This window comes from Bacillus norwichensis (assembly GCF_014836955.1).
GTDB lineage: Bacteria > Bacillota > Bacilli > Bacillales > Bacillaceae_C > Siminovitchia > Siminovitchia norwichensis.
Genome location: NZ_JACSPV010000002.1, coordinates 169,860 through 193,194, shown reverse-complemented (window position 1 = coordinate 193,194; position 23,335 = coordinate 169,860). Strand labels below are relative to the sequence as shown.

Below are 23,335 nucleotides of genomic sequence, written 5' to 3'. Positions count from 1 at the left end.
GGGTTTGAAAAGAAAATCTACTTCTTTAGCTTGATCAAAAGATTCTTGGCGTATTTGCGCCCAAATTTTATCAAGTCTAGCTCGACACATTTCCGTCGTTAACTTTATTCAGACGGGGGTTGAACCCCAACTGAATGGAATGCTTTCATCTCACCACTTACAGAAGTGGAAGACTTTCGCCAAATGAAGTTAAAAATACTTTCCCTCTCCTCCTATTAGGCGTTTCACTGGATGTAACAGCTGCTTTAATTTCTGATAAGTCATACTGGAAAGCCGGCTTCGTTAGACTTAGTTGGTGATTATTTATTAATGCGATCAAATGACTGAAGGTTCCTTGCCAGGTTTCAGTCGATACTTTGTCATTCCAATGCCGCAAATGGAATATTTGAGAGCTCACCATTGTTTTCCTAGCAATCTCCGCCCAGTCCGCGGGGACCCCGGATAAAAGTCCGATACTTAAAAAAATCCCTTGAGCCTGTACACAATGAGCTAATTCAGTACCAGACTGTCCTCCCACTGAATCAATAGCAGCGGAAGCCCCCCGCCCATTCGTTAAGTTCAAAACGGTCTCACGCAATGATTCCTTGGATGTGTTAATGACATACCAGGCACCCAGCTGATTTAGCTCATCAGCGTATCGATCATTTCTGGTTACTGCAATTAATCGAAAACCCAACACTTTTGACAACTGCACAAAAATGCGTCCGATCGAAGAGCCACAAGCATTGACCGCCAACGTATCACCAGGACGTAACCCAAGCTTTTCAGTACAAATCACCCATGCTGTAATTGGATTTATATACATTTGAGATGCAATGATGTTATCAATAGAGTCAGGTATAGGTACCGCAAATGCTGCTGATGTTGTCACAAATTCCTGCCAAGTACCTTCCCCTCGTAAAGGCAGCACTCGCTTTCCAATAAGGTTTTTAGATACCGCTGCACCTACCTCTTCAACTATTCCCACCCCTTCATAGCCAGGAATAGCCGGTAAAGAAATTCGATGAGAATAAGAACCTCTTATCGGGATTAAGTCAGACGGATTAATTGGACGAACCAACATACGCACAAGAACTTCATTATCAGACGGCGCCTGAACACTTTTATATTCCATTTTTAAAACGTCTTTCGGATTACCAAACTCATGAAATCTAATGCTTTTTGCTTTTTTCAAGACAAAAGTCTCCTTTGAAAAACTGCCATTTACTTAATAATATCCCGTTTTAACCGCAACGTACAATCAAAATTCAATCTGTTTCCTCTCACCTATCCATGAGCTAGAGAATCATTGCTTTCAAAGGACAAACTAGACAATGTTTTCAATTGTTCACTTTAGTAAAGTTGAATATTTTTTTCATTTTCTTTATAATTAGCACCAGGTGCTATAACTTGATAGTAATCCGGAGTGATTTCATGTACAAATTTGTTCTTATATTGGCCACCATTATTTTGCGTACCCTCGGTAAAGTGGAAGTAAGAAATAAACACGTACTTCCATCAGAAGGCGGTTTTATTTTAACATGCTCACACAAAGGCTGGTTAGATGTTGTCATTCTGGGAATTTGTACGCCGCGCCCGATTCATTTTATGGCGAAGCAAGAACTGTTTACGAATAGGTTGGCTTCTTTTTTTCTTTCTAAGATTAATGCTTTTCCTGTTAACCGTGAAAATCCTTCACCAAGCAGCATAAAAACGCCTATTAAGCTACTGAAATCAGGTGAAGTTGTGGGCATTTTTCCAGGCGGGACAAGAACAGCGGAAGAAGTTTCATTGAAGCGGGGAGCTGTCACCATTGCAAACTTAGCAAAGGTTCCAATTATTCCCGCCGCATATGAAGGACCAGCAAATATAAAAGAGTTTTGGAAAGAAAGAAAAGCAGCCATCATTTTTGGAGAACCTTTCTATGTAAATACTAAAAATAGATCTGAGTTGGCTGCATCAACAGATCTCTTGTCAGAAAAAATAAATTCCCTTAAAACCAATTAACATTAACAAGGCAGCCATGGGCTTTTCATACATTTTCATTATCACTAAGTGATAGTACCTTATGATAAGAAAAGGAGCGTTTTAATGACTAACATTCAATCCAAAGCCAAAATAACAGCATTGGGAAGCTATGTCCCCGAAAAGAGATTAACAAATGAAGATCTAGAAAATATGGTTGATACAAATAATGAATGGATCATCCAAAGAACCGGTATGAAAGAAAGAAGAATTGCCGCTGAAAACGAATTTTCTTCGACATTGGCTCTTAAAGCGGTAGACAACTTAATCAAACGATACAAAAAAGATGTTTCTGATGTAGATTGCATCATTGTAGCCACCTCTACACCCGACTACACATTTCCGAATGTAGCCAGCCAAATCCAAAAACATTTTCAAATAAAACAGACTGGTGCAATTGACCTGAATGCAGCTTGCGCTGGTTTCACTTATGGATTGCATGTAGCCAACGGATTGATTACGTCTGGACTTCATAGAAAAATTTTATTTGTTGCTGCCGAAACCATGTCCAAAATCACGGATTACACAGACCGGACAACTTGTATTTTATTTGGTGACGGAGCCGCTGCTGTTTTAGTGGAAAGAGATGATGAAATGCCAGGCTTTATCGCCAGCCACATGGGAACCTACGGGGAAGGAGGCAACCATGTATATAGCACAAATCTATCTACTACAATGCAGGGGCAGCCTTTGAATCCGTCTGGAATGCTGGTACAAAACGGAAGAGAAGTATATAAATGGGCTTCCCGCACGCTTCCATTAGGTATAAATGAATTACTGAACAAAGCTGGATTAAAAAAGGATGACATTGACTGGTTTATTCCGCACAGTGCTAATTTGCGTATGATCGAATCCATTTGTGAAAAATCAGAGATTTCACTTGAAAAAACATTGACAAGCGTTGAATATCTTGGAAATACTTCTTCAGTTTCGATCCCGTTAGCGATGCAAATAGGCATAGATGAAGGAAAAATAAAGAGAGGCGATACCCTGTTAGCTTATGGGTTTGGCGGAGGACTGACACATGCCGGGGTCATTTTGAAATGGGACGTTGAAGATGTTTGATGTTCAAGAAATCAAAGACACGATAAAACATCGCCATCCATTTCTTTTAGTGGATAAGATTATCGAGGTTGAGGAAGGTAAAAAGGCTGTTGGGATTAAAAATGTGACTGTAAATGAGCGTTTTTTTAATGGTCATTTTCCTGAAGATCCAGTAATGCCCGGAGTATTGATTGTTGAAGCATTGGCTCAAGTAAGTGCGGTTGCCATGTTATCCCAAGAAGACAACCGTGGACGCTTAGGTTTGTTAGCAGGCATAGATAATTGCCGCTTTAAAAAGCAAGTTAAGCCAGGGGATCAGCTTCGGATGCAAGTTGAAATTACACGATTAAAAGGAGCCGTAGGCAAAGGTAAAGGAGTCGCTACTGTTGATGGAGATTTAGCATGTGAGCTAGACCTGTTATTTGCATTTGGTGATCAGAGTCAATAGTCACTGTTTAGGGAGGAGGGTTCCACCCCTCCCTATTGGTCCATGAGCCGTAACAATGCCGTCAATTTAAGTTAAAGGAAGGATTCAATCGTTTTTTCATCTAACTGTTCTTCCGAAATAACCCGAAAGCCGTTTCTTTTCAGTAAGGCGGACGTAACGCCATCACTAGCAATCTTAATGCCACTAAATTCACCGTTGTAAATCATAGAGCTGCCGCAGGATGGGCTGTTTTCCTTCAATACAACAAGTGATGCCTTGACTTCTCTTGCTAGTTTTAGCGTCGCGTGAGCACCTTTCATGTACAAATCCGTGACCTCTTTACCTGACCTATCTATTACCTTCGCCTTCCCATCAAGAACATCATACCCATCTCCACCTGCTATTTCCGCTGGCTCCCTTGGGGTGGAGAAACCGCCGCTCAGTTCAGGGCATATCGTGATTGCTTTATTTTCCGCCACCAACTTTTGTATTTGCTCATGCAGACTATGTCTTCCGTCATATCTAACTTTTAGCCCTGCTAAGCAAGAACTCACCAAAATCATCTGGCTGCCCCCTTTTCCCGTTCATTTATACAAAATCCGTTGTCAAGATTCAGGATTCCGCTGTTTTTCTAATGGTAATAAACTGGATGATAGTACTTAGAAGCAAATTCGTCAAGTTCACAACAGGCAAAAAAACACCCCCTAAAGTAGAATGGCTCGTCTAACTTTAGGGGGATATGTGTTTTGATGATCATTTCACATTAAAAAAGTTAATTAGAAGCTTTATTATTGATTGTGAGTATCTATTCCATCACTAATTTAGTTAGCCGGAACTAAATGATCAACAACGATATTATTGATTACATTAATAAATGCAAGTGCACTGGCCTTCATAATATCGGTGTCTGTCGCTTTGGCAGTATACTTCTCTCCTCTAAATTCCACTTGAATTTTAACTTTCCCCACTGCCTCTTTCCCTCTTGAGACACTGCTGATGTTATATTCTCGCAGTTGAATGTCAAGCTGGCTGATTTCCATAATAGCGGAATATAGAGCATCGATTGGACCTGAGCCGACTGCGCTTCCCTCCAATATTTGGCCTTCTTTTTTCAATTTCACGCTGGCTGACGGAAAGCTTGTGTTACTAATCACTTGTAGATCTACCAATTCAAAGAAATTATCGCTGATATGGGATTCTTTGAAATAATTCTCTACGATGATATATAAATCATGGTTATAAACCTCTTTTTTCTTATCAGCCATTTCAAGGAAGTCTTCAAAAATCTCTTCAAATTGTATATCCGTAAATTCATTAAGTCCTAATTTGTTAAGAGCGTTTTTAACTGCATGACGACCGGATCGTGCTGTTAATACAAGCTCCATATCCTCCAGTCCGACTTCAAGCGGACTGATGATTTCGTAAGCATCTCTCGATTTCAACAAGCCGTCTTGGTGAATACCGGAGGAATGAGCAAAGGCATTGTCTCCTGTGATGGCTTTATTCACTTGAACATCAAGTCCCATAAAACTGCTTACCAACTTAGATGTATTCATAATCTCCTTAGTATTGACGTTCGTGTAAGTCTGGTAGACAGATGAACGAGTATTCATCGCCATTACGACTTCTTCAAGAGCCGCATTACCAGCACGTTCTCCAATTCCATTTATCGTACACTCTACTTTATCCGCTCCGTTTTTGATTGCAGCTAAAGTATTGGCTGTCGCCATACCAAGGTCATTATGACAATGGACACTTAAAAGAACAGTATCATTCAAATTTTTCAAACGATCATTTAATTTAAAAAGCAGTTCACCAAACTCTTCCGGCTCAGCATACCCGACCGTATCGGGAACATTAATAATAGTAGCCCCAGCCTTAACAACAGCTTCAATGGTTTTCCATAAGTACTCAAAATCGGAACGGGATGCATCCTCTGTTGAGTACTGAACGTTAGGTAATAAGCTTTTTGCATATTTCACGGCTTCTACACCAATATCCATTATCTGGTCTTTCGATTTTCCGAATTTCTTTTCCACATGAATATCTGAAGTACCTAAAACCATATGGATAAGCGGATTATTAGCATATTTTACACTGTTATAAACCGCATCAATATCAGATTTTACCGCCCTTGCCAAAGCAGTAATGATAATATCATCTGTATTCCCCACTTTTGTAGCAATTTCTTTCACAGCATTGAAATCGCCAGTAGAAGATGAAGGAAAGCCTGCCTCAATCATATCAACCCCAAGCTTTTTAAGCTGCTGAGCCACTTCCAGCTTTTCATATTGGTCCAGCTTTGCACCTGGAACCTGCTCTCCATCTCTTAAAGTCGTATCAAACACCCAAATTTTTCTCGCCATTTCAATACACTCCTTTTCAATATAAAAAGCCCCGTCTCTATAAAAATATAGAGACGAGGCTGTGCTCGCGGTACCACTCTAATTGGTTAAATTAAAAACATAAATAACCCACTCATTTTCGGCGGCTATCACCACCTATCCTCTTAACGGAAGAAACCCGGCATCCCCTACTGAAATTTGTTCAGGGAGCAGCTCTTGGAGGAGTTCAAAGGGAATAACTACCGATTCTCACCAGCCATCGGCTCTCTGAAAAGCTTACTGTCCTTTTACTATTTCCAATCTTTGCTTGTTATTATTTGATTATAAGCAATCATATATTGAGAGTTGATAGTTGTCAATATAAAAGTCGAAATTAGCTGTAAAATTTTTATATTTTAATAGACTTGTTGTTAATATTTATGGAAATCTCTTTGGTACGGGGGATTGAACGTGCTGGTTTGGACGGCGGTCCTATTACGACAGATTCTGTAACCGGAAGCAATGCATCAGCTATTTCTTTGGCATCAACACCATAAGAAAGCTGAAAAACCTCTGGAGGTGTTAGACGTAACGTATCGGACCCTTCCGCAGACTCAAATTGATCATTGTTAAAGAATAGATGAAGATGCAGTTTTTCTGTTACCGGTCTAATCCAATGCCACCATGCCATTGGAATAAATACCACTTGGCCCGGCTTCGCTCTGTAGTTATGCAAACTTTTAGTGTCGGGATCAACAATGGAAATAATGGCTTCTCCTGAAACCACAACATCCAGCTCCCAGGCATTTGGATGCCAATGCGGCTCTCGAATATGTCCTTTTGTAAGATAAAGATCAACAAACGCGCCCCCCACCATTGCCGGTATCTGCGTAGACGTAACTTTATAAGCGATATTTTCAGGGTCTCTTTCAAAGAAAATATTATCCTTTGAGTCAATAAAAAGGTTGGGAGTACCGCTCGTTTTCTTTATGTTTGTATTATCAGGGACAAAACCAGACTTGGTCATGGAAATCCTCCTAAAAAGATGAGTACCACTACCCTGTATATGCGAAAAAACATTGGGTGTGACCATTTCAACGTCTAGCAATTTAAAAACTCCGCCGATAGATTCCATCCCTTCCATAAACATACAGATATTTTCCCCGCATAAAAACTGGACCAATAATACGTTTACCCCGTTCATCCCTTAACTGCATTTTTTCTTTTGGCGTAATCGTCCTATTTCTTACAGTGAAACGCATTATAGTATAACTATCTATTTGACCGATCAACCCCGCCTTGTCAAACATGAATTGCTGTAATGTATTCTTACCTTCAACACGATAACGGACAAAGTCTTTGTTTTCATTTAATTGAACAAGATAAAAGTCAGCGTAGTAGTAAAAATAAACTTCCTTTGTCCCCGCAACATTCAACGCATAACAATCAGCAATATCAAAACTGCCTGCTCCCCAAAGCTTACGTCCATTCATTGTGTAGGCAATGACACCATCACTCCCCATAGGCTGCTCCCATCCGAAATTTCCAAATACTCCTTCATCAAAATAACTTACCCAGATTGTATCTGTTTCATCTATTTGTACGCTTTCTATTCCATCTCCAAGCGTGAAAGCATCAATTAACTGCCCGTTAGGATTATACCTTCTCGCATTTCTCTCAATATTTGCGCCATCTTTTAAACAGCGGGTCTGTACAAGCAATAATGTGCCGTCTGAAAATAAATCTATTCCCGTCGGCATCAAAGCTACATTATTTAATTCAATTGTTTCAATGTTTTCATCTTTAATTATCAGAATTATCAAATTGATTTTTGGAACGGGACGTTGAAAATAATCAAACTCCTTCAAACTGGTTTCAATGATGAGCAGTGTCCCATCCACTGTTATTTGACCAGCCACAAAGGTTAAGTCCGAAGTAAAGCTGGTACACTTGTTCAATATCAATCTTTCGATTTTAATCACCTTTTAAAAAACATCATGTATAAAACCTTGTTGATTCATTTTCAAATAGATCTTTTAGCCATAAAATGAATAGCTCCCTACACAAATATTGATTCGTCAACGACAATCAAAGTTCAGCACCTCTTTGCAAATATTAGTTAATTTGCAAGAGCTCCCTTAATTTTCGGGTCATCTCCGCCGAAGTTAGATAAACTGAATCGTCAGCAATATACATCAACATACTCTGTTCATCCTCTTCTCCCAACCATAAATGGAGACCATGTGTCGGTAACTCCCCTTCTTTTGACTCATATTTCACCATGACATCATAATCAGGATCCTTGATGTCGGCCTTTCCCGGCTGTTTCATGGCAGTTGTAATTGCTTTTTCCATTATATTCAAAGATTCTTTATCTTTTATGGATAGAAAACTATTTTCATTCATCCCTCCAAACCCCTTTGAGTTGGAAATTTTCACTTCTACTATTTTTTTATCTAATAGAACCATTGGTTCAGCTTCTTGCATGTCACACCCCATCAGCAAAAATAAGCCTAAAACCAAGGTCAATCCTGCTTTCAAAAGCCTTTCCCCTTTCTTGATGTCCTTTTTTCAATAGCACCCTGCATTAGTCAGCGTTTTTTATGCATATACTTCATCCATTTTTTCAGTTTATAACTGGTCATCGTATAACCCGCAATCGAAAAAGCAGAGAGTGCGATAAAAAGTTTCAAGATTAAAAGGTTTGATAGGTAGATTCCTGCGGCAGCCCCTGTTAATCCAAACATAGTCATATGAAATAGCTGCTTTTTATGATTTTCGTAAATCGTAAATTGAAACTGTCTTCTTTGTTTAGTTTCCTGCATAAGCTCCAATTTTTCTGGTGCCTTTAAAAACTCTGTCACTGGAAAAACCCTAAAAGAGCAAATGATTATGCTGTGTAAAATAATTTTTTCTGCTGTCAATGAATTTAATACAACGAGCCAGGTGCTCTATTCCTGGTTTAATCTGACTCTCGTTAACTTGAGAAGTGCATAATCGAAGTAGATTTTCCTTCTTATACTCAGGCAAGAACATTCTGGACGCATCATCAACATAAATATTTCGTTCTCTTAACAAGTTCACTACTTGTTTCGCTGTCACGCCCTCTGGAAGAAATACAGATAGATAGAATCCTGTAGTCGGCTTGGTAAAAGATGCATGCTCTGGAAGTAATAACTTGCATGCTTCTTGAAGAAGCTTCATCTTGTTATGGTATAACTCTTTTATTTTTTTGATATGTCCATTAATCATTCCGCTCTTCAAATAGATGTCCAGTGCACCTTGAGAAAGTACAGAGCTGTTAAAATCTGCACTAAATTTATAACGCAAAAAGTTGTTGATCATTAATTCTGGAAGAACAATCGTAGCTACCCGTAAACCAGGAAGAAAAATTTTAGAAAAGCTTTTAATAAAAATTACCCTGCCGGAAGGATTGTACGAAAAAAGTGGATCTGATTTTAAATCTTGATCAAGTTCCCCTAAAAAATCATCTTCAACCAAATACACATCGTATTTTTCAGCTAATTCAACAATTTTTTTCTTTTCCCTATTCGTATAGCTATGCCCAAGCGGATTTTGAAATCGCGGAACAATATAAAAAAATTTAATATCATTATTTCGAAAAATGTACTCTAAACGCTCAAGGTCGATCCCATCCATTGTTAAATCAATACCAAAAGTAGTGGGCTGATGAATGAGTGCTGACTCAATAAAACCATAATAAGTAGGCTGTTCAATGAGAATGTTGTTTTTTCCATTTGGAAATGGCATAGAAACTAATAAATTAAGGGCCTGCTGAGAGCCAGACACTACAAATAACCTTTCAGGATTGGTAAAAACCTGCAGGCTTTGCAAATATTTCATCAATTCAACTCGTAGTGAGTAAAGTCCTTGCTGGTCGGAGTACGTAAATAATTCTTCTCTATATGTATCAATCGCTTGATTGATACAATGCTGAAATTCAACATAAGGAATTACGTCTTTATCCGGACCCGCCGACAAAAAATCAATTGCATTCTTTTTGTCCTCATGGTTTTGAAATTCATTCACTACATAATAGCCGCTTTTAGGAACTGAATAAATAAAATGCTCTTTTTCCAGTTCATTATAAGCTTTCATTACCGTATTTTTGCTGCAAGAGAACTTTTCAGACAATTGCCGCACTGAGGGAAGTTTGCAGCCCGACACGAGGGTTCCATTGGACAGCTGGTCTTTAATCTCGTCCATAATCCCAATATACTTTGCATTCATATTCGTTCTCCCTTCTGTACCAGGACAGATCAACAAAAATATTGTTTATTTTTAAAGTCACTCCTCTTAACATTTTAATTATACTAGGACAGATTTTCAATAAAACGATTAAAGGAAGAACCTCCATTTATTGGAGCAGATACAGAATGCAAAATATATAAAGTCAGGAGCTGGACACAGTGCAAATAGAAAGAAAAGAAAAAGTTGGACTTTTGTTAGGATTAGTAGGGGTCATCTGTTTTAGCTTAACTCTCCCCGCAACGCGTGTAGCAGTGCAATATTTTGGCGTTACGGTTGTCGGTTTAGGAAGAACGATCGTTGCCTTTATCTTAGTTATTCTCGTCTTGATCATTAGAAAAGAAAAGCTGCCCTCTGCCCGACAGTTCAAAAGTTTGATTATTGTCTCCCTTGGCGCTGTTTTAGGATTTCCCTTACTCACTTCGTGGGCAATGGAAAGTCTGCCGGTTTCTCATGGAGCTGTAGAATTAGCGCTATTACCGTTGGCTACAGCAGGATTTGCCATATTAAGAGCTGGTGAAGTCCCTTCTCTTAAATTTTGGATTTCAAGTTTTGTCGGGTCTTTAGCAGTGATTAGCTATGCTGCCTATTTGGGATTTGGGCAGCTTCAATATGCAGATCTGGCCTTGCTAGGAGCTGTGATTATACTTGGCCTCAGTTATGCTGAAGGCGGCAAGCTAGCTCAAGAATTAGGCAGCTGGCAAGTGATTGCATGGGGCATCATTAGCGCTGCTCCGTTTTTCATTGTTCCAGTTTTTCTAAACGTAACTGGTGAGATGCTTCATGCTCCTTTAAAAGCCTGGGTTAGCTTTATTTATCTGGCAGTAGTGAGTCAATTTCTAGCTTATGTAGCATGGTACAGCGGATTAGCGATGGGAGGAATTTCAAGAGTTAGTCAGATTCAATATCTACAACCCTTTTTAATGATTACATTTGCAGCATTATTTTTGAATGAATCCATCACCTCATTTACTGTCCTTATGGCTATAGTCGTTGTATTTTCCGTTATATTTGGTAAGAATGCTGCAGTGGTAAAAAAGGGACAGCATCAGTAAAATAATCACACGAAATGCCAATTGGCATTTCACACGCAGCTTCAGCGATCATTGAAGTATAGAGGACATTACTATTCCAGAAGAAGTGCCCAGTCTTGATGGGTGTGCAGAATAAAGCGACTTTTTACGAATTTGAAAAACAGTACAGTAGATAGAGCGCGTTTTGATCCATCTTGATCAAAACGCGCTCTTTGTATGAATATTTCATTAAAAATTAATATTTCCTAGCAAACAATACAACAAAGTTAAAATATTTGTAGACACAATCGACATCTTGAAAACCGCTATCTATCAACCATTTCATTTGATGATCTAGTGTAGCCATCCGATCAAGCTTGGTTCGCTCGTGCGCTGCCTGAATCTCGCTGTCCGTTAAACCAGACATAGTTATTTTATTATTCCAGTCTTTTTTATACATAGAATCTATAAAGGGCGTATGGCCAAGTACTTGGTCAGCATTTACGAAAATCCCTTTAGGGGTCAATAAGTTGTAAACATTATTGAACATCTTCTTTTTTGCTTCATCCGTTAAGTGGTGTATAGAAAGTGAAGACACTATAATATCAAACTTTTCTTCAAATTTATACTCGGAATAATCAGCGTTTATATAAGCAATGTTCTCCTCTTCTTTAAATCGATTCCTAGCTTTTTCCAACATATTTTCGGAAATATCAATTAGGGTGATTGTAGCTTTGGGGAACTTTTCTTTTATGAAAGAAGCAAATAACCCTGTTCCCGCCCCTATGTCTAAAATTTTTGGTGTCTCCTTGTCTGTCTCAATAATTGAGACTGGAACTGAATAAAAGTCCTCAAAACAAGGAATTAACTTTCTTCGTTGATTATCATATTGAAGTGCATTTTGATTAAATTTTTCTTTTACCTTATCAATAACAGTATCCATATCCATCCCCCCGAAGATTTCTAATTCAATTGTAAAACATCTAGTATATAATTAGAAATAACAATATTATTGAAAATTGATAACGAACTGTTATCAATAAAAGGGATGAAACATATGGACATAAAGTGGTTAAAAACGTTTATCACAGCTGCTAAGTATGAAAACCTTCGCAGAGCTTCAGAGGATCTCTTTTTAACACAACCAGCTCTTAGCAAACATATAAAGAAACTGGAAAGCCATTTGAATACTAAATTGTTTGACAGAGTTGGTAAAAATATTACTCTCACCCCTGCCGGTTATCAGTTTCTTTCGTATGCTAAAGAGATGGTAGAGAAATATGATAAGGGGATGGAAGAATTTGAAGCCTGGGAACAAGGATATAATCGAAAACTGACCATTGCCGTAGCTCCACAAATTGCATCCTCTATACTCCCGGGAATTCTGCGAGGGTTTATAGATAAATATCCTGATATCGAGATCATTGTAGACATTGTAAATTCATTCAAAATAGGAGAACAGCTATGTCTTGGAAAAGCAGAGATCGGCATCTCCAGAATGGAGCCAGTTCAGAAAAACTTATCTTGTGAGGTCATTCACGAAGATCCAGTTATCCTAGTGGCACCCTATAGGAAAAATGAAAACTTTCCTGTTGAGGAGGAAGTACTTAAACAATACAGGGTGTTAACAAACAATCATCCCACTTATTGGAGCAATCTTCTAACCGAGATTAAAAGATCATATCCACGCATTCGTACAATGCCAGTCACTCAAATTGAAATCTCCAAACGTTTTATTGAAAAGGGATTAGGAGTGTCATACCTTCCTTTGTCTATGGTCCGTGAAGAACTGCAACAGCAGACAATGATTGAAATTAAACATGATAAGGTCCTACCAACAACTTCTTTTACATATGTAGTGACTAAAATCGAAACTCCCGAAGTGCAACTATTTACCTCTTTCCTGACAAAGGAATTTGAAAAAATGTTGATGACCTAAATCAAATCGGCTGTGAGAAAGGGTAGAGGATTTTAGCCATCTAATAAATCATGAAGTTCTTCCATGCCATGCGGATGAAATGGATACACGGGTAGTATCATGATAAAATCTTTTTCATAACTATCCTATCTTTATTTATTGAATAATCATTTTTTAAATAAAAAGCTTCTGCATGCCCTCCAGTCGCAGTTAATAAATAAATACTATAAATATCTCTTTTCTTTAGTTCTTCTTCTAAATAAAGGAGTAGTTTGGAACCGTAACCCTTGCCTTGAATTTGATTATTTATACAGAACTCAGCTATATAAAAAGTTAATCCTGTGAACGTTTTCTTACTATTTCCCGCAATAAATCCAATTAAAGTGTCATTTTCATATAATAAAAATCCAAGGAATTTAGGCGTCAGCAGTAAGTCAGTAAGTCTTTCTTTAGCAGTTTGATACGTCCAAGTCTCATTCCAAGGACCACTATTAAAAACATTGATATAAAGTTCAATACATTTTTCTATTCTCTCACTAGTAATCGGTATTATTTTTTCTGTCATTATGACTCTCCTTAAGGTTAATTTCATTATCTCTTGTTCAACTATATGTCACTTGATATCAGAAATAGATGAAAAAAGCTGAGCTAGTTTGGTAAAAAAGGTAGATTATAACGTCAAACTCATAGCAACCGTTCTTATGCTAAATCCCATTTTGTTGTATAGTTGAATAGCTTGATTCCCTGCAAAAGCACTAAGACGTATTTCAGAGTATCCATCTTGTCTTAAGCAGTCAATGGCAGCTCCCATTAATCGTGTTGAAATTCCGTTGCCTCTAAATTCTTCTATAACAAATAGTTCATAAATAAATCCATTCATCATATCAGTAAATTGGTCTTTACTTGCTCCAATCAGAATCCAGCCCATCAATTTATCGTTGTGTGTTGCAATTAAATAATAACTTCCCTTTTCTAATAGAGTCGCAATAAGGTGTTCGGTTTTTTCATTGGAAGGTAGTACTTCTCCCAATGTTCCATCATATATAGCTTGTGGAGAAAGTAACATAATTTTTTTAAGTTCCGAATCAGTAGGTTTTCTAATATCCATTAATAACATCGTGTCCTCCTAACGTTTTGAAAAAATCCCACTATTAGAATGAAAAATAAACATGTAACATTGTTCTAGAATCTCAGCTTCCCTGGAATAAATCAGTTGATTATGTTAAATCATGATTGAATTTATTGATAATAAGAAGATAACGTATCAATGTTTCATTTCAACGTACTGATAAAAATTAGGGGGCGAATTCTTTAAAAGAGCAACCTTCCTATTACAAATTATCTTTTCCTCCATTCTTTTACCATTTCGTCATGATACGCTTCTGTCCAATGATATGGTTGTAACTCACTTAATGGCTTGAAAATGACAACTTGCTCTGAATTTGTGATAGCACATTGTACTTGTGGCCCCCAATAAAATAAACGCTCTTGACATACACCACAAGGCGATAAAACCTTTAGTTCAGAGTCTTCATCTTCCCTTGCTACACAAATACAATGTGTTACTTTCTTGTTAAATTTATGGGCTTGTAATATTGCTCCTGTCTCTATACAAAGTTCAGTCGAAGCATTTATTACATCTGGTACAACACTAGTGTAAATCGTTCCGTCTTCCACCCGAATAGCTGCTGCACCACCCCAGCCAGATGGATATTTATGCTCAATTAGTTTTTTTACTGCTGCATACAGCTCTTGTGCAATGCTCATTTCTAACCTCTTCTTTCTTCCATTTCCTCTTGGGATGAATAATAGATATTTTCAGAAAAAGTCTACCTTAGATATCCTCCATTATTGATATCGAAGGTTGCTCCTGTGTAATGCTTAGATTTATTTGATAATAAGAAAATAACAGTATCAGCGACATCTTCAGAAAGTACAGGTATATCAATGAGTTGATGATTTAAATTTCTTTTTTCCTCCAATCGGGAATTGTATCCATCATCGGAGTGTCAACCATCGTGGGAGCAACAGCATTCACTCTGATGTAAGGGGAGAAATTCATTGCACAGCTTTTAGTTAAACCCAGTATAGCAGCTTTTGACAGTCCATAAATCGCATCTGAACTGCCTTCCATCCCTGATACGGAAGACATATTCACGATCACTCCCTTTCGTTGGCTTTGAAGCAATAGCTTTCCGAACATCTGTGTAAAATAAATAAATCCCTTAATATTTATATTTAAGACTGTATCAATTTCCTCTGTTTGATAATCTAGTAATCTTTTTGCCAAGTAAATCCCCGCATTATTCACTAAGCTATCAACATTAGGATGTTCAGCTTCAACATATGCAAAAAATCTAGCAACCTCTTCATAATTACTTACATCTATCTGATATGCAGTAAAGAATGGTCACCCATTAATATTTGTAACTCCTGTAAGGAATATTCATTAATATCACATGCAACTACGGAAGCACCTTCGTCTAAACATTGCTTAACAATTTCTCTACCAATCCCAGAACCCGCACCAGTTATGATTATCTTTTTATTTTTAAGCATTAAAAAATTCCCTCCATTATTTCCTATGTAACTAAATTGTACCATGATGAGCATTTCCATACCTTTATCGAGAACAATTCTTATCATCTTTTCAGATGATCAAAACTCTGATTTTCGCCATTTTCTCCATCAAAAAAGCTAACCACCAAATATGGTGATTAGCTTTTTTCCTTAAAGTGATGAGCTACTATCTTCAATAGCTGTTTTATCATTAAATGTTTTCAAATTCAATTTCCCCAAAATTCGTGCCGTTAACGTTCCGGCGACCATGCTGTCATTTACATTTACAGCTGTACGTCCCATATCGATAAGTGCCTCGATTGATATGAGCAAACCAGCTAAAGCAACTGGGAGCCCCATCGAAGATAAAACAATCAATGCAGCAAAGGTTGCTCCACCGCCAACACCAGCAACACCAAATGAACTAATTCCAATAATTAAGACCAGTTTGATGATAAATGCTGGTGTAAGTGGATCAATTCCGACCGTCGGTGCAATCATGACTGCCAGCATAGCAGGATACATTCCAGCACACCCGTTTTGCCCAATTGTCGCTCCAAAAGAAGCTGACATGTTCGCAATTCCTGAATCAACACCAAGAGAGTTTTTCTGTGCTTGGATGTTCAGTGGGATCGTCCCTGCACTCGAACGTGATGTAAAAGCAAATCCCAATACAGGGATGGCCTTTTTCAAATATGTCATCGGATTTAAACCGAAGAGGCCCACTAATACAAGATGGAAAATCATGATGACCAATAAGGCAACATAAGAAGCGACCACAAATTTTCCAAGCTGAACAATACCCGCAACATCTGTTTTAGCCACTGTATTTGCCATCAAAGCCAAAATTCCAAATGGTGTCAGGCGTAAAATAAGAGTTACGATGCGCATAACAACAGCGTATAGTGCATTTACGATTTTCGTAAACATTTCTGCTTGTTCCGGATTTTTCCTCCGCAATCCAAGCACTGCAATCCCAACGATAATGGAGAAAATAACTACCGCAATAACCGAAGTTGCTCGCTGGCCTGTCATATCTAAAAATATATTAGAAGGAATAAAACTCAAGATTTTTTGTGGTGCAGTCAAATCCTGTACATCTCCAAGCTTTTCCTGAAGCATATCCCCACGATCAACCTCCGCCTGGCCAGCATCAATTTGATCTGCATTTAAATCAAACAATGCCGCAGACCCTATACCAATCAACGCGGCAACCATAGCTGTCGAAACTAAGAAACCAATAATCCAGGCAGACATTTTTCCAAGGTCTGCAGATTTCTCCAAATTAATGATGGACTGAATAATAGATACCATAACAAGCGGTACAACAATCATCATTAACAGTTGGACATACCCGCTCCCGACAATACTATACCAATCTGCTGTATTCGTTAATACCTCTGAATCTACCCCGTAGATAGCCTGTAAAAGTGCACCTAGCACAATCCCGGCACCTAAACCCGTAAATACACGTTTTGTAAACGATACATGTTTCTTTTGCATAAATATAAGAAGTCCAATAATCGCCAGTAACGCAATGATATTCAGGCTAATTAAAAATATATTCATGATGTCCCCTCCTTTGTTTGGGCCTCAATATGTGTTTTTCATCATATGCGCCGTGAATCTACTATGCCACAGGAAAGTAAATAATTCCTATAGATTTAGTACATTTAACAAATTAATAATATACATACCGCGATCGTTTCTGTCAACGATTTGGTTTGATGAATGCCTTCCATTATAAATTGATACAAATCATCGTATCACAAGGTATTATCTCAGATTACGCACATAAATATACTGAACGCTCCAAGTGAATAAAAGTCTGTTTCTTTCAAAGAAAGAAACAAAGGAAAAGCTTGTAGAGAAAACACCTCTCTACAAGCTTGGAACTTCCGTTTTATATTATTCCACTTCATTGAAATATATGTAAAAAAATATCATTCCGATAATAGCTTCGTTAATAACTTCTCAAATTTATTTGAACTCATTATTTCATGTGTAATGAATTTTCCATTATAAAACATGCCAAAAGTTGTCCATATTATCGGAGAGTTTTGTGCTTCTTCTTTAGTTGCTATTCTATAAGTGTGGAAGGGAACCTTTTTGCTTTCTGCCACTTTTCTCAGGTCTTCCAATATGCCAACAGCAAAAGGACACTGGGCAGTGTAATAAATAGAGATACCTTCATCTCTGCAAAGAGCTTCTTCATTTTTTTTAAAGAACGGATCGCTAGCCTGTTCATCCCACTTTAATGTCATTAATTGAAAATATGGTTCTGCCTGGTCCACAAGCTCAAACCCCATATGTTCAAAAAAACGTTTATCACTTAAATACGGATATTTTTTCTTTCCTACTATATGGACAATTCCGTCCATACCCCGACTGATCGCATCTTCCTTGCAGTAATCCAATAGCTGCTTTGCATACCCGTTATCTTTATATCTCCCAGAAACCCATAAACAATTAATATACATATAATTGGGTGCTTGAATAGGAACCCACGCCATTTGTGCAGGTAAATACTCTATAAATACTTTCGCACGTTCATCTAAACGATAGAATACTAATCCTTCATCCATTCGTTCTGCCAACCACTTCTTCTTCTCGCTTACTGCATGCTCATATTGTTTTGCTCCCAAAGCACAACAGATATGTTCGGTTTCAATTGTGCTTTTTGTCAATTGAATAAATCCCAATTTCCCACCTCAAATATATTCAAATAAAGTCTTACTTTAATCAATGCGCTTTGATGTATTTACACCCAGATCTCAATAAATCCCCACTGAAAATCTGTGGCATTCGCCGGAGACTTTAACTTCATTCAGCCCGGGTTTCAACTCCGACTGAATTGAATTCATCTCACCACTTACAAAAATGGAGACTTCTACTGAATAAAGTTAAAGGGAAATACAATCTAAATGTAGAAGTATTATTTAGCATATAAAGGGAGGTGTTAACATGACTGATAAATCCTCCTGTAATTTAAGTACACTAGAAATGCTTAAGTTAGCAGGACTTTCCCTGTTGTTTTCTACCATGTTCCATGTGGTTCCCTTTTTTCTCAATGATATATGGTTTATTATAACAAACTAGATATAGCCCAATCTTGTCTTACAAATGACAACTATGTTAAACAGGAGAATGAAACATGACAAATCAAAAAGAAGTTAGATACATTGAAATATCTGGAGAAAACATCAATGTTTATAAAAAAGACTTACAAAGCTTAACAAGCAAATTTGCTTTAAACCTCAAGCAACTATCAAAAATATTAAACATGCCTTTGAAAAGGATAAATGATATTGTTCATCAAGAGAAAATAGATTTAACCAATCATGAAAAAGAAAATATCAAGCATAAATCAGCTATGTTGCATGAGGGACTCTCAGGAATTGAATCAAAAGAAAGAGCTCAAGTCATACTAGACACTTTAACACAAGAATTTGACTTATCTTTAATGAATATTTCCAAATTGTTGGATATAAGCGAAAAAGAATTATTAAATTTCAAAGAAAATAAACCGATCGAAAGAAAAGTAGAATTAAATATATGTGTTAACATTTTGATGCTCCATTTTACACTAAATCAAAATCCCCCAGATTAACCATAAAAAAGCGCACTGTCCTTTTTATTCAACACAAAGAGGACAATCGCTCACAGCTTTTGATCGTTCATTGATTAGAAACTTGTTGCAAATCTCTCGATTTCAAAACAGACAGATTTATGCCGTCTAGTTAAGAAATCATACAATAAAGAGACTACTCCAGTTTAAGTTGTTCTGATTTTAAATTTAAAACAAGAAATACCTATATCCTATCAAAGAGAGAGATGGTTTTTTAAATAGAGGATAGCGTTTCCTGTCAACCCCTCATGGCTTTTCTCGCAGCTCGTTGGATTGGATCCCAGCTGCCATTGTATGGAGGGGCATAGCTCAAGTCGAGATCTTCAAGCTCCCGGACGGTCATTTGATTAAAAAGGGCCGTGGACAATACATCCAATCGTTTATCGACACCCTTTTCACCAATGATCTGCCCACCAAGCAAGCGATAATTGTCACTTCTGTATATGAGCTTAATATGAATAGGGCGAGCTTCCGGATAATAACGGGCAATGTCCTGCGCCTCAATCTTCACAGCTTCATAAGGAATGTGCAACTTCTGTGCTTCCTGTTCTGATAATCCCGTCTTTCCTAGGGTCAAATCCATGAATTTTATAATAGATGTGCCAGTAACCCCTCTAAATTCACGTGGCTTTCCTACCATATTCAGTCCTGCAATACGCCCCTGTTTATTGGCTGTAGTTCCAAGAGGAATATAATCATCCTGACCTTTTACCATGTGATATTGCAGCGTACAATCTCCTGCCGCATAAATATCCTTCACATTGGTTTCCATATAACGATCCGTTTGAATGGCTCCTTTTATTCCAGAAGTGATTCCGGTTTCTTGAATAAAAGATGTATTAGGCTTAACTCCTGCTGAAATCAAAACAAGATCGGTTTTGTACAACGATCGATCTGTTCTTATTGCCTCAACAGATCGATCCCCCTCAATAGATGTCACGTTCTCATTTACAATCAGTTCAATTTGATGTTTTTTGGCTTGTTCATGGATGAATTGAGCCATTTCTGGATCAAATATTTTGCCAACGTACGTTCCGCGGGCAATCAGCCGAACGCTTTTTCCAAGCGTCCTGAAGCTTTCCGCCATTTCAATCCCGATATATCCCCCACCAATAATCGTTACATTTTGAATGTCATCACGAAGATTTTGGAGGATTTGATTAGCATCCGGAATGGTTTTCAAAGTATACACACCTCTGAGATCTATTCCTTTCCAGTCGGGAACGATAGGGCTTGCGCCACTGGCGTTCAATAATTTATCATATGAGAGACGAAATATCTTCCCTGATTGTATATCCCGTCCAGCAACAGTTTTTGTTTTGGGGTCAATGGTTTGTACTTCATGATAAGTTCTCGCATCGATACCATATTTATTTCGGAAGGTCTCAACGCTTCTCGCAATAAGATCATCAGTTGATGGAACCAATCCGCTGATGGTATAGGGGAGCCCGCACTGTCCATAAGAATAAATGGCGCCTCTTTCCAGTGTGACAATTTTCGCATCCTTCTCATATTTTACAATTTGCATGGCTGCGCTCATCCCCGCTGCATCGCCACCGATAATCACATATTTCATAAAATACACCCTATTTCCAAATTTTTTCGAGAATCTTCCGGATTTTGAACATAAAAAGTGCGAAGAACGGGATGTTCTCCACACTTCTTTACATTTGGTTCAAGTTGTGATTCTGCATGATTCTAACTACTAAAATGTTTGAACCATTTTAGTCAGTTTTAACGCCCCTCAAGAACATCTTGATATTCTTCATGCTGATCAATCTGACTTTTAGCAAACGGACAAAGAGGGATAATTTGTTTCCGTTCTTCACGTGCAAACGTAACAATCCGTTTCACTAAAGCTTCCCCGACCCCTTGACCGCGGAGTTCGTCAGAAACATATGTGTGATCGACAATCAATTTCGTTGCGCCTGTTGGAACAAAATGAATTTCAGCCAGCGAATCTTCTTGGTTGTCCCCAACATAAAATTTATTTTCCCCTTGTTTAATTTCTACCATTCTTCAGCCTCCTATCGGATTTTTATGGGCGACACTCGGAGCTATGATCACAAAATGGCTTATTGTCGGAATGTCCACAGCCACAAAATGCTGCTCGAGTAAGCTGTATCGTCTCATCCCCACCCTTGATTTTTAAATCTCCCCTGACATACATTAAATGACCAGGCAACAAGTCAACGGTCGTTTCAGTCTGCGGTTGTTCTTGATCTTCCCCGTCTTTCCTCACATATTCCAAAGCTCCACTAGGACAACGTTCAATTACCTTGGCCACTTCATCAGCTGGTGCCTGATCAGGACTGATCCATGGCCGCTTCTTCACATCAAATACTTCAGAAAGCCCTTTGACACATTGAGCCGCGTGAAGGCAACGTTTAGCATGAAACTTCACATCAATATTTTCTCCGCTGTACAATTTATAAGTATTTTCCAACCTTAACCCCTCCTGCCTTTAATTTTTAGCAAAATAGCTCTATTACTTTCATTCCCCTAACCGTTTATCTATAATCCTGAATGAAATTAATCACCCTTATCGAAGGTCCGGATCCAACCTTTCGAAGGTTTCGAGAAACCTGTCAAGATAGATTAACGTGCGGTCATCATCAAACTCTCCAGTCGTCTCATTAAGTTTTTCATGAACCCTGCCAATGAGAACTTTCGGGCCAGGCATGGTATAAGCATCCATCGCCAAAAGAGTTTGCCTTACCTGTGCTTGAGATTGCGCTGTTCCTCCGTTTCCCGGTGTTGCACCTGTAATCGCAAAAGGTTTATGAATCAATACGGAATCTTTTGGTAGACGCGAGGCCCAATCCAAAGCGTTTTTTAGTACCCCAGGAATTCCCGTATTATACTCAGGGGTAACAATCAAAACGCCATCCGCTTTTCGAATACTTTCTTTAAACTCAACCACCGATTGAGGGTCCCTTTCTTTCTCGATATCCGCATTATAAAGAGGGATATCCGATAAATTGGTGTGCTAAAACTCCCAATGTTCGGGTGCGATTCGTTCAATAGCGTTTAATACCTTTCGATTGAATGAATCTTTACGCAAACTTCCACAAATCGTCGTAATCGTTAATTTGGTTTCTTCCACGCTTTATCCTCCTGTTCACAGGCTTCTCGAAAAATACATCCTCCTTGGTTTAGCTCTGTCTTTCGAGATGGCTGAGATTTAATTTTACATATATTACCATAAACTCATTGCCACTTGCCAAAGATAGACAAAGTATTTCACTACATCCGTTATCAGAAAGAAAATAATCTTTCCTTTTGAGGATTATTATTCTCCTAAATAAAGGACGTTTTCTCAGTTGTTAAGTGGGCTCAAGAACCACATGCCAAAACAGATTATTATGGGGGAGTGATCAAGGAAAGGTTGGGTGGAATACCTAGCCCTTTTATAATAAAGAAGCGGTCATGTGCTAACAACACCTGACCGCTAACAAACAATACAGCTAAGAATTGCAAAATCTGTAAAAAATTTAGCTGTTTCTTCATTTATCTTATTCTTAATAGTTCATCTAAAATATAAGAGCTTCCCGGCAGCAGTAATAGGAGAGAAACTAGAATGAATAGAATTCCAAAAACAAATAGTAATATAACGATTTTAACTGAACGAGATACCCCTTTTTTCGTTGCTCCAGCTATTAAAAAAACGATACCAATAAGGAGAATTAATAAATACCACACCCCCATGGTTCCACCTCACTTTAAGTTACATTGTACTTACAAAGGAATACAATCCCTCTTACAGCATTTATATTTAAAAAACAAAAATAATCCTTTTCTAATAGAACCCACTAAAACTTTCACTAGCTGAAAACAAATCAAACATTTTGGAGGATTTTCTCGAGCTCTGCTCGATAAATTCCCTCTGGAAATCCAGCGGGGGTTGAACCCTATATGCTTTCATCTCATCATATACAGAAATACTTTAGCTAGAAACAAAACCCCTATTCATGGCATTACGCTTCGTTATCTTTACCAACACTCATCTTCCATGCTCCCTCTGGAAATAAATTATGAAAGTTATTGACTGTTTACTTAGCTGTGACAGTAGTAACACATTAGCTAAAAACTACAATAGTTGCGTAACAAAGTCGAAAATATAACCAACAAACATGACAGGAAAAAAAC

The 23,335-nt window shown here is 38.0% G+C and carries 26 protein-coding genes, 1 pseudogene and 1 other annotated feature; of the genes and pseudogenes, 6 read left to right on the top strand and 21 right to left on the bottom strand.

Annotation, left to right across the window (positions count from 1 at the left end; all coding sequences use genetic code 11):
• Nucleotides 1-157: 157 nt before the first annotated feature.
• On the bottom strand, nt 158-1,114 hold the full coding sequence (locus H9631_RS02360) for a zinc-dependent alcohol dehydrogenase family protein (RefSeq protein WP_191809662.1): 957 nt from the start codon (nt 1,112-1,114) through the stop codon (nt 158-160).
• 299 nt (nt 1,115-1,413) lie between these two features.
• On the opposite strand from H9631_RS02360, the gene H9631_RS02355 reads away from it, so the two are divergent.
• From H9631_RS02355 to fabZ, 3 genes are all read left to right on the top strand, one after another.
• A complete protein-coding gene (locus tag H9631_RS02355; protein ID WP_191809632.1) occupies nt 1,414-1,986 on the top strand; it encodes a lysophospholipid acyltransferase family protein in 573 nt (190 codons plus the stop codon).
• A gap of 93 nt (nt 1,987-2,079) precedes the next feature.
• Nucleotides 2,080-3,069, top strand: coding sequence for a ketoacyl-ACP synthase III (locus H9631_RS02350; protein WP_191809661.1), 990 nt, complete (start codon nt 2,080-2,082; stop codon nt 3,067-3,069).
• Nucleotides 3,062-3,496 carry a 3-hydroxyacyl-ACP dehydratase FabZ gene (fabZ, locus tag H9631_RS02345; protein WP_191809631.1) on the top strand — a complete coding sequence of 145 codons (435 nt, stop codon included), beginning with the start codon at nt 3,062-3,064 and terminating at the stop codon, nt 3,494-3,496. Before H9631_RS02350 ends, fabZ begins: the two co-directional genes overlap by 8 nt.
• Nucleotides 3,497-3,567: 71 nt before the next feature.
• On the opposite strand, the gene H9631_RS02340 is transcribed toward fabZ, so the two are convergent.
• From H9631_RS02340 to H9631_RS02310, 7 genes are all read right to left on the bottom strand, one after another.
• Nucleotides 3,568-4,038 (bottom strand): DUF523 domain-containing protein, encoded by a 471-nt coding sequence (locus H9631_RS02340; RefSeq protein WP_191809630.1) that lies wholly within the window; start codon nt 4,036-4,038, stop codon nt 3,568-3,570.
• Between the two features lie 258 nt (nt 4,039-4,296).
• On the bottom strand, nt 4,297-5,841 hold the full coding sequence (locus tag H9631_RS02335) for a 2-isopropylmalate synthase (RefSeq protein WP_191809629.1): 1,545 nt from the start codon (nt 5,839-5,841) through the stop codon (nt 4,297-4,299).
• 46 nt (nt 5,842-5,887) lie between these two features.
• Nucleotides 5,888-6,133: a binding site (T-box leader), on the bottom strand.
• A gap of 75 nt (nt 6,134-6,208) precedes the next feature.
• The gene (locus H9631_RS02330; RefSeq protein WP_191809628.1) at nt 6,209-6,826 is read right to left on the bottom strand and encodes a cupin domain-containing protein; all 618 of its coding nucleotides are present in this window, start codon (nt 6,824-6,826) and stop codon (nt 6,209-6,211) included.
• A gap of 82 nt (nt 6,827-6,908) precedes the next feature.
• Nucleotides 6,909-7,781 (bottom strand): hypothetical protein, encoded by an 873-nt coding sequence (locus H9631_RS02325; protein ID WP_318246759.1) that lies wholly within the window; start codon nt 7,779-7,781, stop codon nt 6,909-6,911.
• A 133-nt stretch (nt 7,782-7,914) separates the two neighbouring features.
• Nucleotides 7,915-8,340 carry a hypothetical protein gene (locus H9631_RS02320; protein ID WP_225220800.1) on the bottom strand — a complete coding sequence of 142 codons (426 nt, stop codon included), beginning with the start codon at nt 8,338-8,340 and terminating at the stop codon, nt 7,915-7,917.
• Between the two features lie 50 nt (nt 8,341-8,390).
• The gene (locus H9631_RS02315; RefSeq protein WP_191809627.1) at nt 8,391-8,663 is read right to left on the bottom strand and encodes a hypothetical protein; all 273 of its coding nucleotides are present in this window, start codon (nt 8,661-8,663) and stop codon (nt 8,391-8,393) included.
• Nucleotides 8,664-8,673: 10 nt separating this feature from the next.
• Nucleotides 8,674-10,050 (bottom strand): aminotransferase-like domain-containing protein, encoded by a 1,377-nt coding sequence (locus tag H9631_RS02310; protein WP_191809626.1) that lies wholly within the window; start codon nt 10,048-10,050, stop codon nt 8,674-8,676.
• A 179-nt stretch (nt 10,051-10,229) separates the two neighbouring features.
• Here H9631_RS02310 and H9631_RS02305 point away from each other — a divergent pair, with 179 nt between their 5' ends.
• A complete protein-coding gene (locus H9631_RS02305; RefSeq protein ID WP_191809625.1) occupies nt 10,230-11,123 on the top strand; it encodes a DMT family transporter in 894 nt (297 codons plus the stop codon).
• Between the two features lie 214 nt (nt 11,124-11,337).
• On the opposite strand, the gene H9631_RS02300 is transcribed toward H9631_RS02305, so the two are convergent.
• Nucleotides 11,338-12,024, bottom strand: coding sequence for a class I SAM-dependent methyltransferase (locus H9631_RS02300; protein ID WP_225220799.1), 687 nt, complete (start codon nt 12,022-12,024; stop codon nt 11,338-11,340).
• 114 nt (nt 12,025-12,138) lie between these two features.
• Here H9631_RS02300 and H9631_RS02295 point away from each other — a divergent pair, with 114 nt between their 5' ends.
• Nucleotides 12,139-13,020, top strand: coding sequence for a LysR family transcriptional regulator (locus H9631_RS02295; RefSeq protein WP_191809623.1), 882 nt, complete (start codon nt 12,139-12,141; stop codon nt 13,018-13,020).
• 97 nt (nt 13,021-13,117) lie between these two features.
• On the opposite strand, the gene H9631_RS02290 is transcribed toward H9631_RS02295, so the two are convergent.
• The 6 genes and pseudogenes from H9631_RS02290 to H9631_RS02265 all read right to left on the bottom strand — a co-directional run bounded on the left by H9631_RS02290 (nt 13,118) and on the right by H9631_RS02265 (nt 18,260).
• Nucleotides 13,118-13,564, bottom strand: coding sequence for a GNAT family N-acetyltransferase (locus H9631_RS02290; RefSeq protein ID WP_191809622.1), 447 nt, complete (start codon nt 13,562-13,564; stop codon nt 13,118-13,120).
• A 105-nt stretch (nt 13,565-13,669) separates the two neighbouring features.
• The gene (locus tag H9631_RS02285; protein WP_191809658.1) at nt 13,670-14,107 is read right to left on the bottom strand and encodes a GNAT family N-acetyltransferase; all 438 of its coding nucleotides are present in this window, start codon (nt 14,105-14,107) and stop codon (nt 13,670-13,672) included.
• A gap of 230 nt (nt 14,108-14,337) precedes the next feature.
• Complete coding sequence (locus H9631_RS02280; protein WP_191809621.1) at nt 14,338-14,766, bottom strand: cytidine deaminase; 429 nt, start codon at nt 14,764-14,766, stop codon at nt 14,338-14,340.
• Nucleotides 14,767-14,828: 62 nt separating this feature from the next.
• Nucleotides 14,829-15,558 (bottom strand): annotated as a pseudogene (locus H9631_RS02275) (SDR family NAD(P)-dependent oxidoreductase).
• Between the two features lie 171 nt (nt 15,559-15,729).
• The gene (locus tag H9631_RS02270) at nt 15,730-17,127 is read right to left on the bottom strand and encodes an L-cystine transporter (RefSeq protein ID WP_191809620.1); all 1,398 of its coding nucleotides are present in this window, start codon (nt 17,125-17,127) and stop codon (nt 15,730-15,732) included.
• Between the two features lie 374 nt (nt 17,128-17,501).
• Nucleotides 17,502-18,260, bottom strand: a complete 759-nt coding sequence (locus H9631_RS02265) for an N-acetyltransferase (RefSeq protein WP_191809619.1) — start codon at nt 18,258-18,260, stop codon at nt 17,502-17,504.
• 452 nt (nt 18,261-18,712) lie between these two features.
• On the opposite strand from H9631_RS02265, the gene H9631_RS02260 reads away from it, so the two are divergent.
• Entirely contained in the window at nt 18,713-19,168 is a 456-nt protein-coding gene (locus tag H9631_RS02260; RefSeq protein WP_191809618.1) for an HTH domain-containing protein, read from the top strand.
• A gap of 256 nt (nt 19,169-19,424) precedes the next feature.
• Here the strand turns inward: H9631_RS02260 and H9631_RS02255 are convergent, their stop codons facing one another.
• From H9631_RS02255 to H9631_RS02235, 6 genes are all read right to left on the bottom strand, one after another.
• Nucleotides 19,425-20,762 carry a CoA-disulfide reductase gene (locus tag H9631_RS02255; protein WP_191809617.1) on the bottom strand — a complete coding sequence of 446 codons (1,338 nt, stop codon included), beginning with the start codon at nt 20,760-20,762 and terminating at the stop codon, nt 19,425-19,427.
• 158 nt (nt 20,763-20,920) lie between these two features.
• The gene (locus H9631_RS02250; protein WP_191809616.1) at nt 20,921-21,202 is read right to left on the bottom strand and encodes a GNAT family N-acetyltransferase; all 282 of its coding nucleotides are present in this window, start codon (nt 21,200-21,202) and stop codon (nt 20,921-20,923) included.
• Nucleotides 21,203-21,224: 22 nt separating this feature from the next.
• Nucleotides 21,225-21,632: a (4Fe-4S)-binding protein gene (locus H9631_RS02245; protein WP_191809615.1), complete on the bottom strand. Its 408-nt coding sequence runs from the start codon at nt 21,630-21,632 to the stop codon at nt 21,225-21,227.
• A gap of 96 nt (nt 21,633-21,728) precedes the next feature.
• Nucleotides 21,729-22,157: an NADPH-dependent FMN reductase gene (locus tag H9631_RS02240; RefSeq protein WP_318246761.1), complete on the bottom strand. Its 429-nt coding sequence runs from the start codon at nt 22,155-22,157 to the stop codon at nt 21,729-21,731.
• An 18-nt stretch (nt 22,158-22,175) separates the two neighbouring features.
• Nucleotides 22,176-22,292, bottom strand: coding sequence for an NADPH-dependent FMN reductase (locus H9631_RS22775; protein WP_404801703.1), 117 nt, complete (start codon nt 22,290-22,292; stop codon nt 22,176-22,178).
• A gap of 404 nt (nt 22,293-22,696) precedes the next feature.
• The gene (locus H9631_RS02235; RefSeq protein ID WP_191809614.1) at nt 22,697-22,894 is read right to left on the bottom strand and encodes a hypothetical protein; all 198 of its coding nucleotides are present in this window, start codon (nt 22,892-22,894) and stop codon (nt 22,697-22,699) included.
• Between the last annotated feature and the right edge of the window lie 441 nt (nt 22,895-23,335).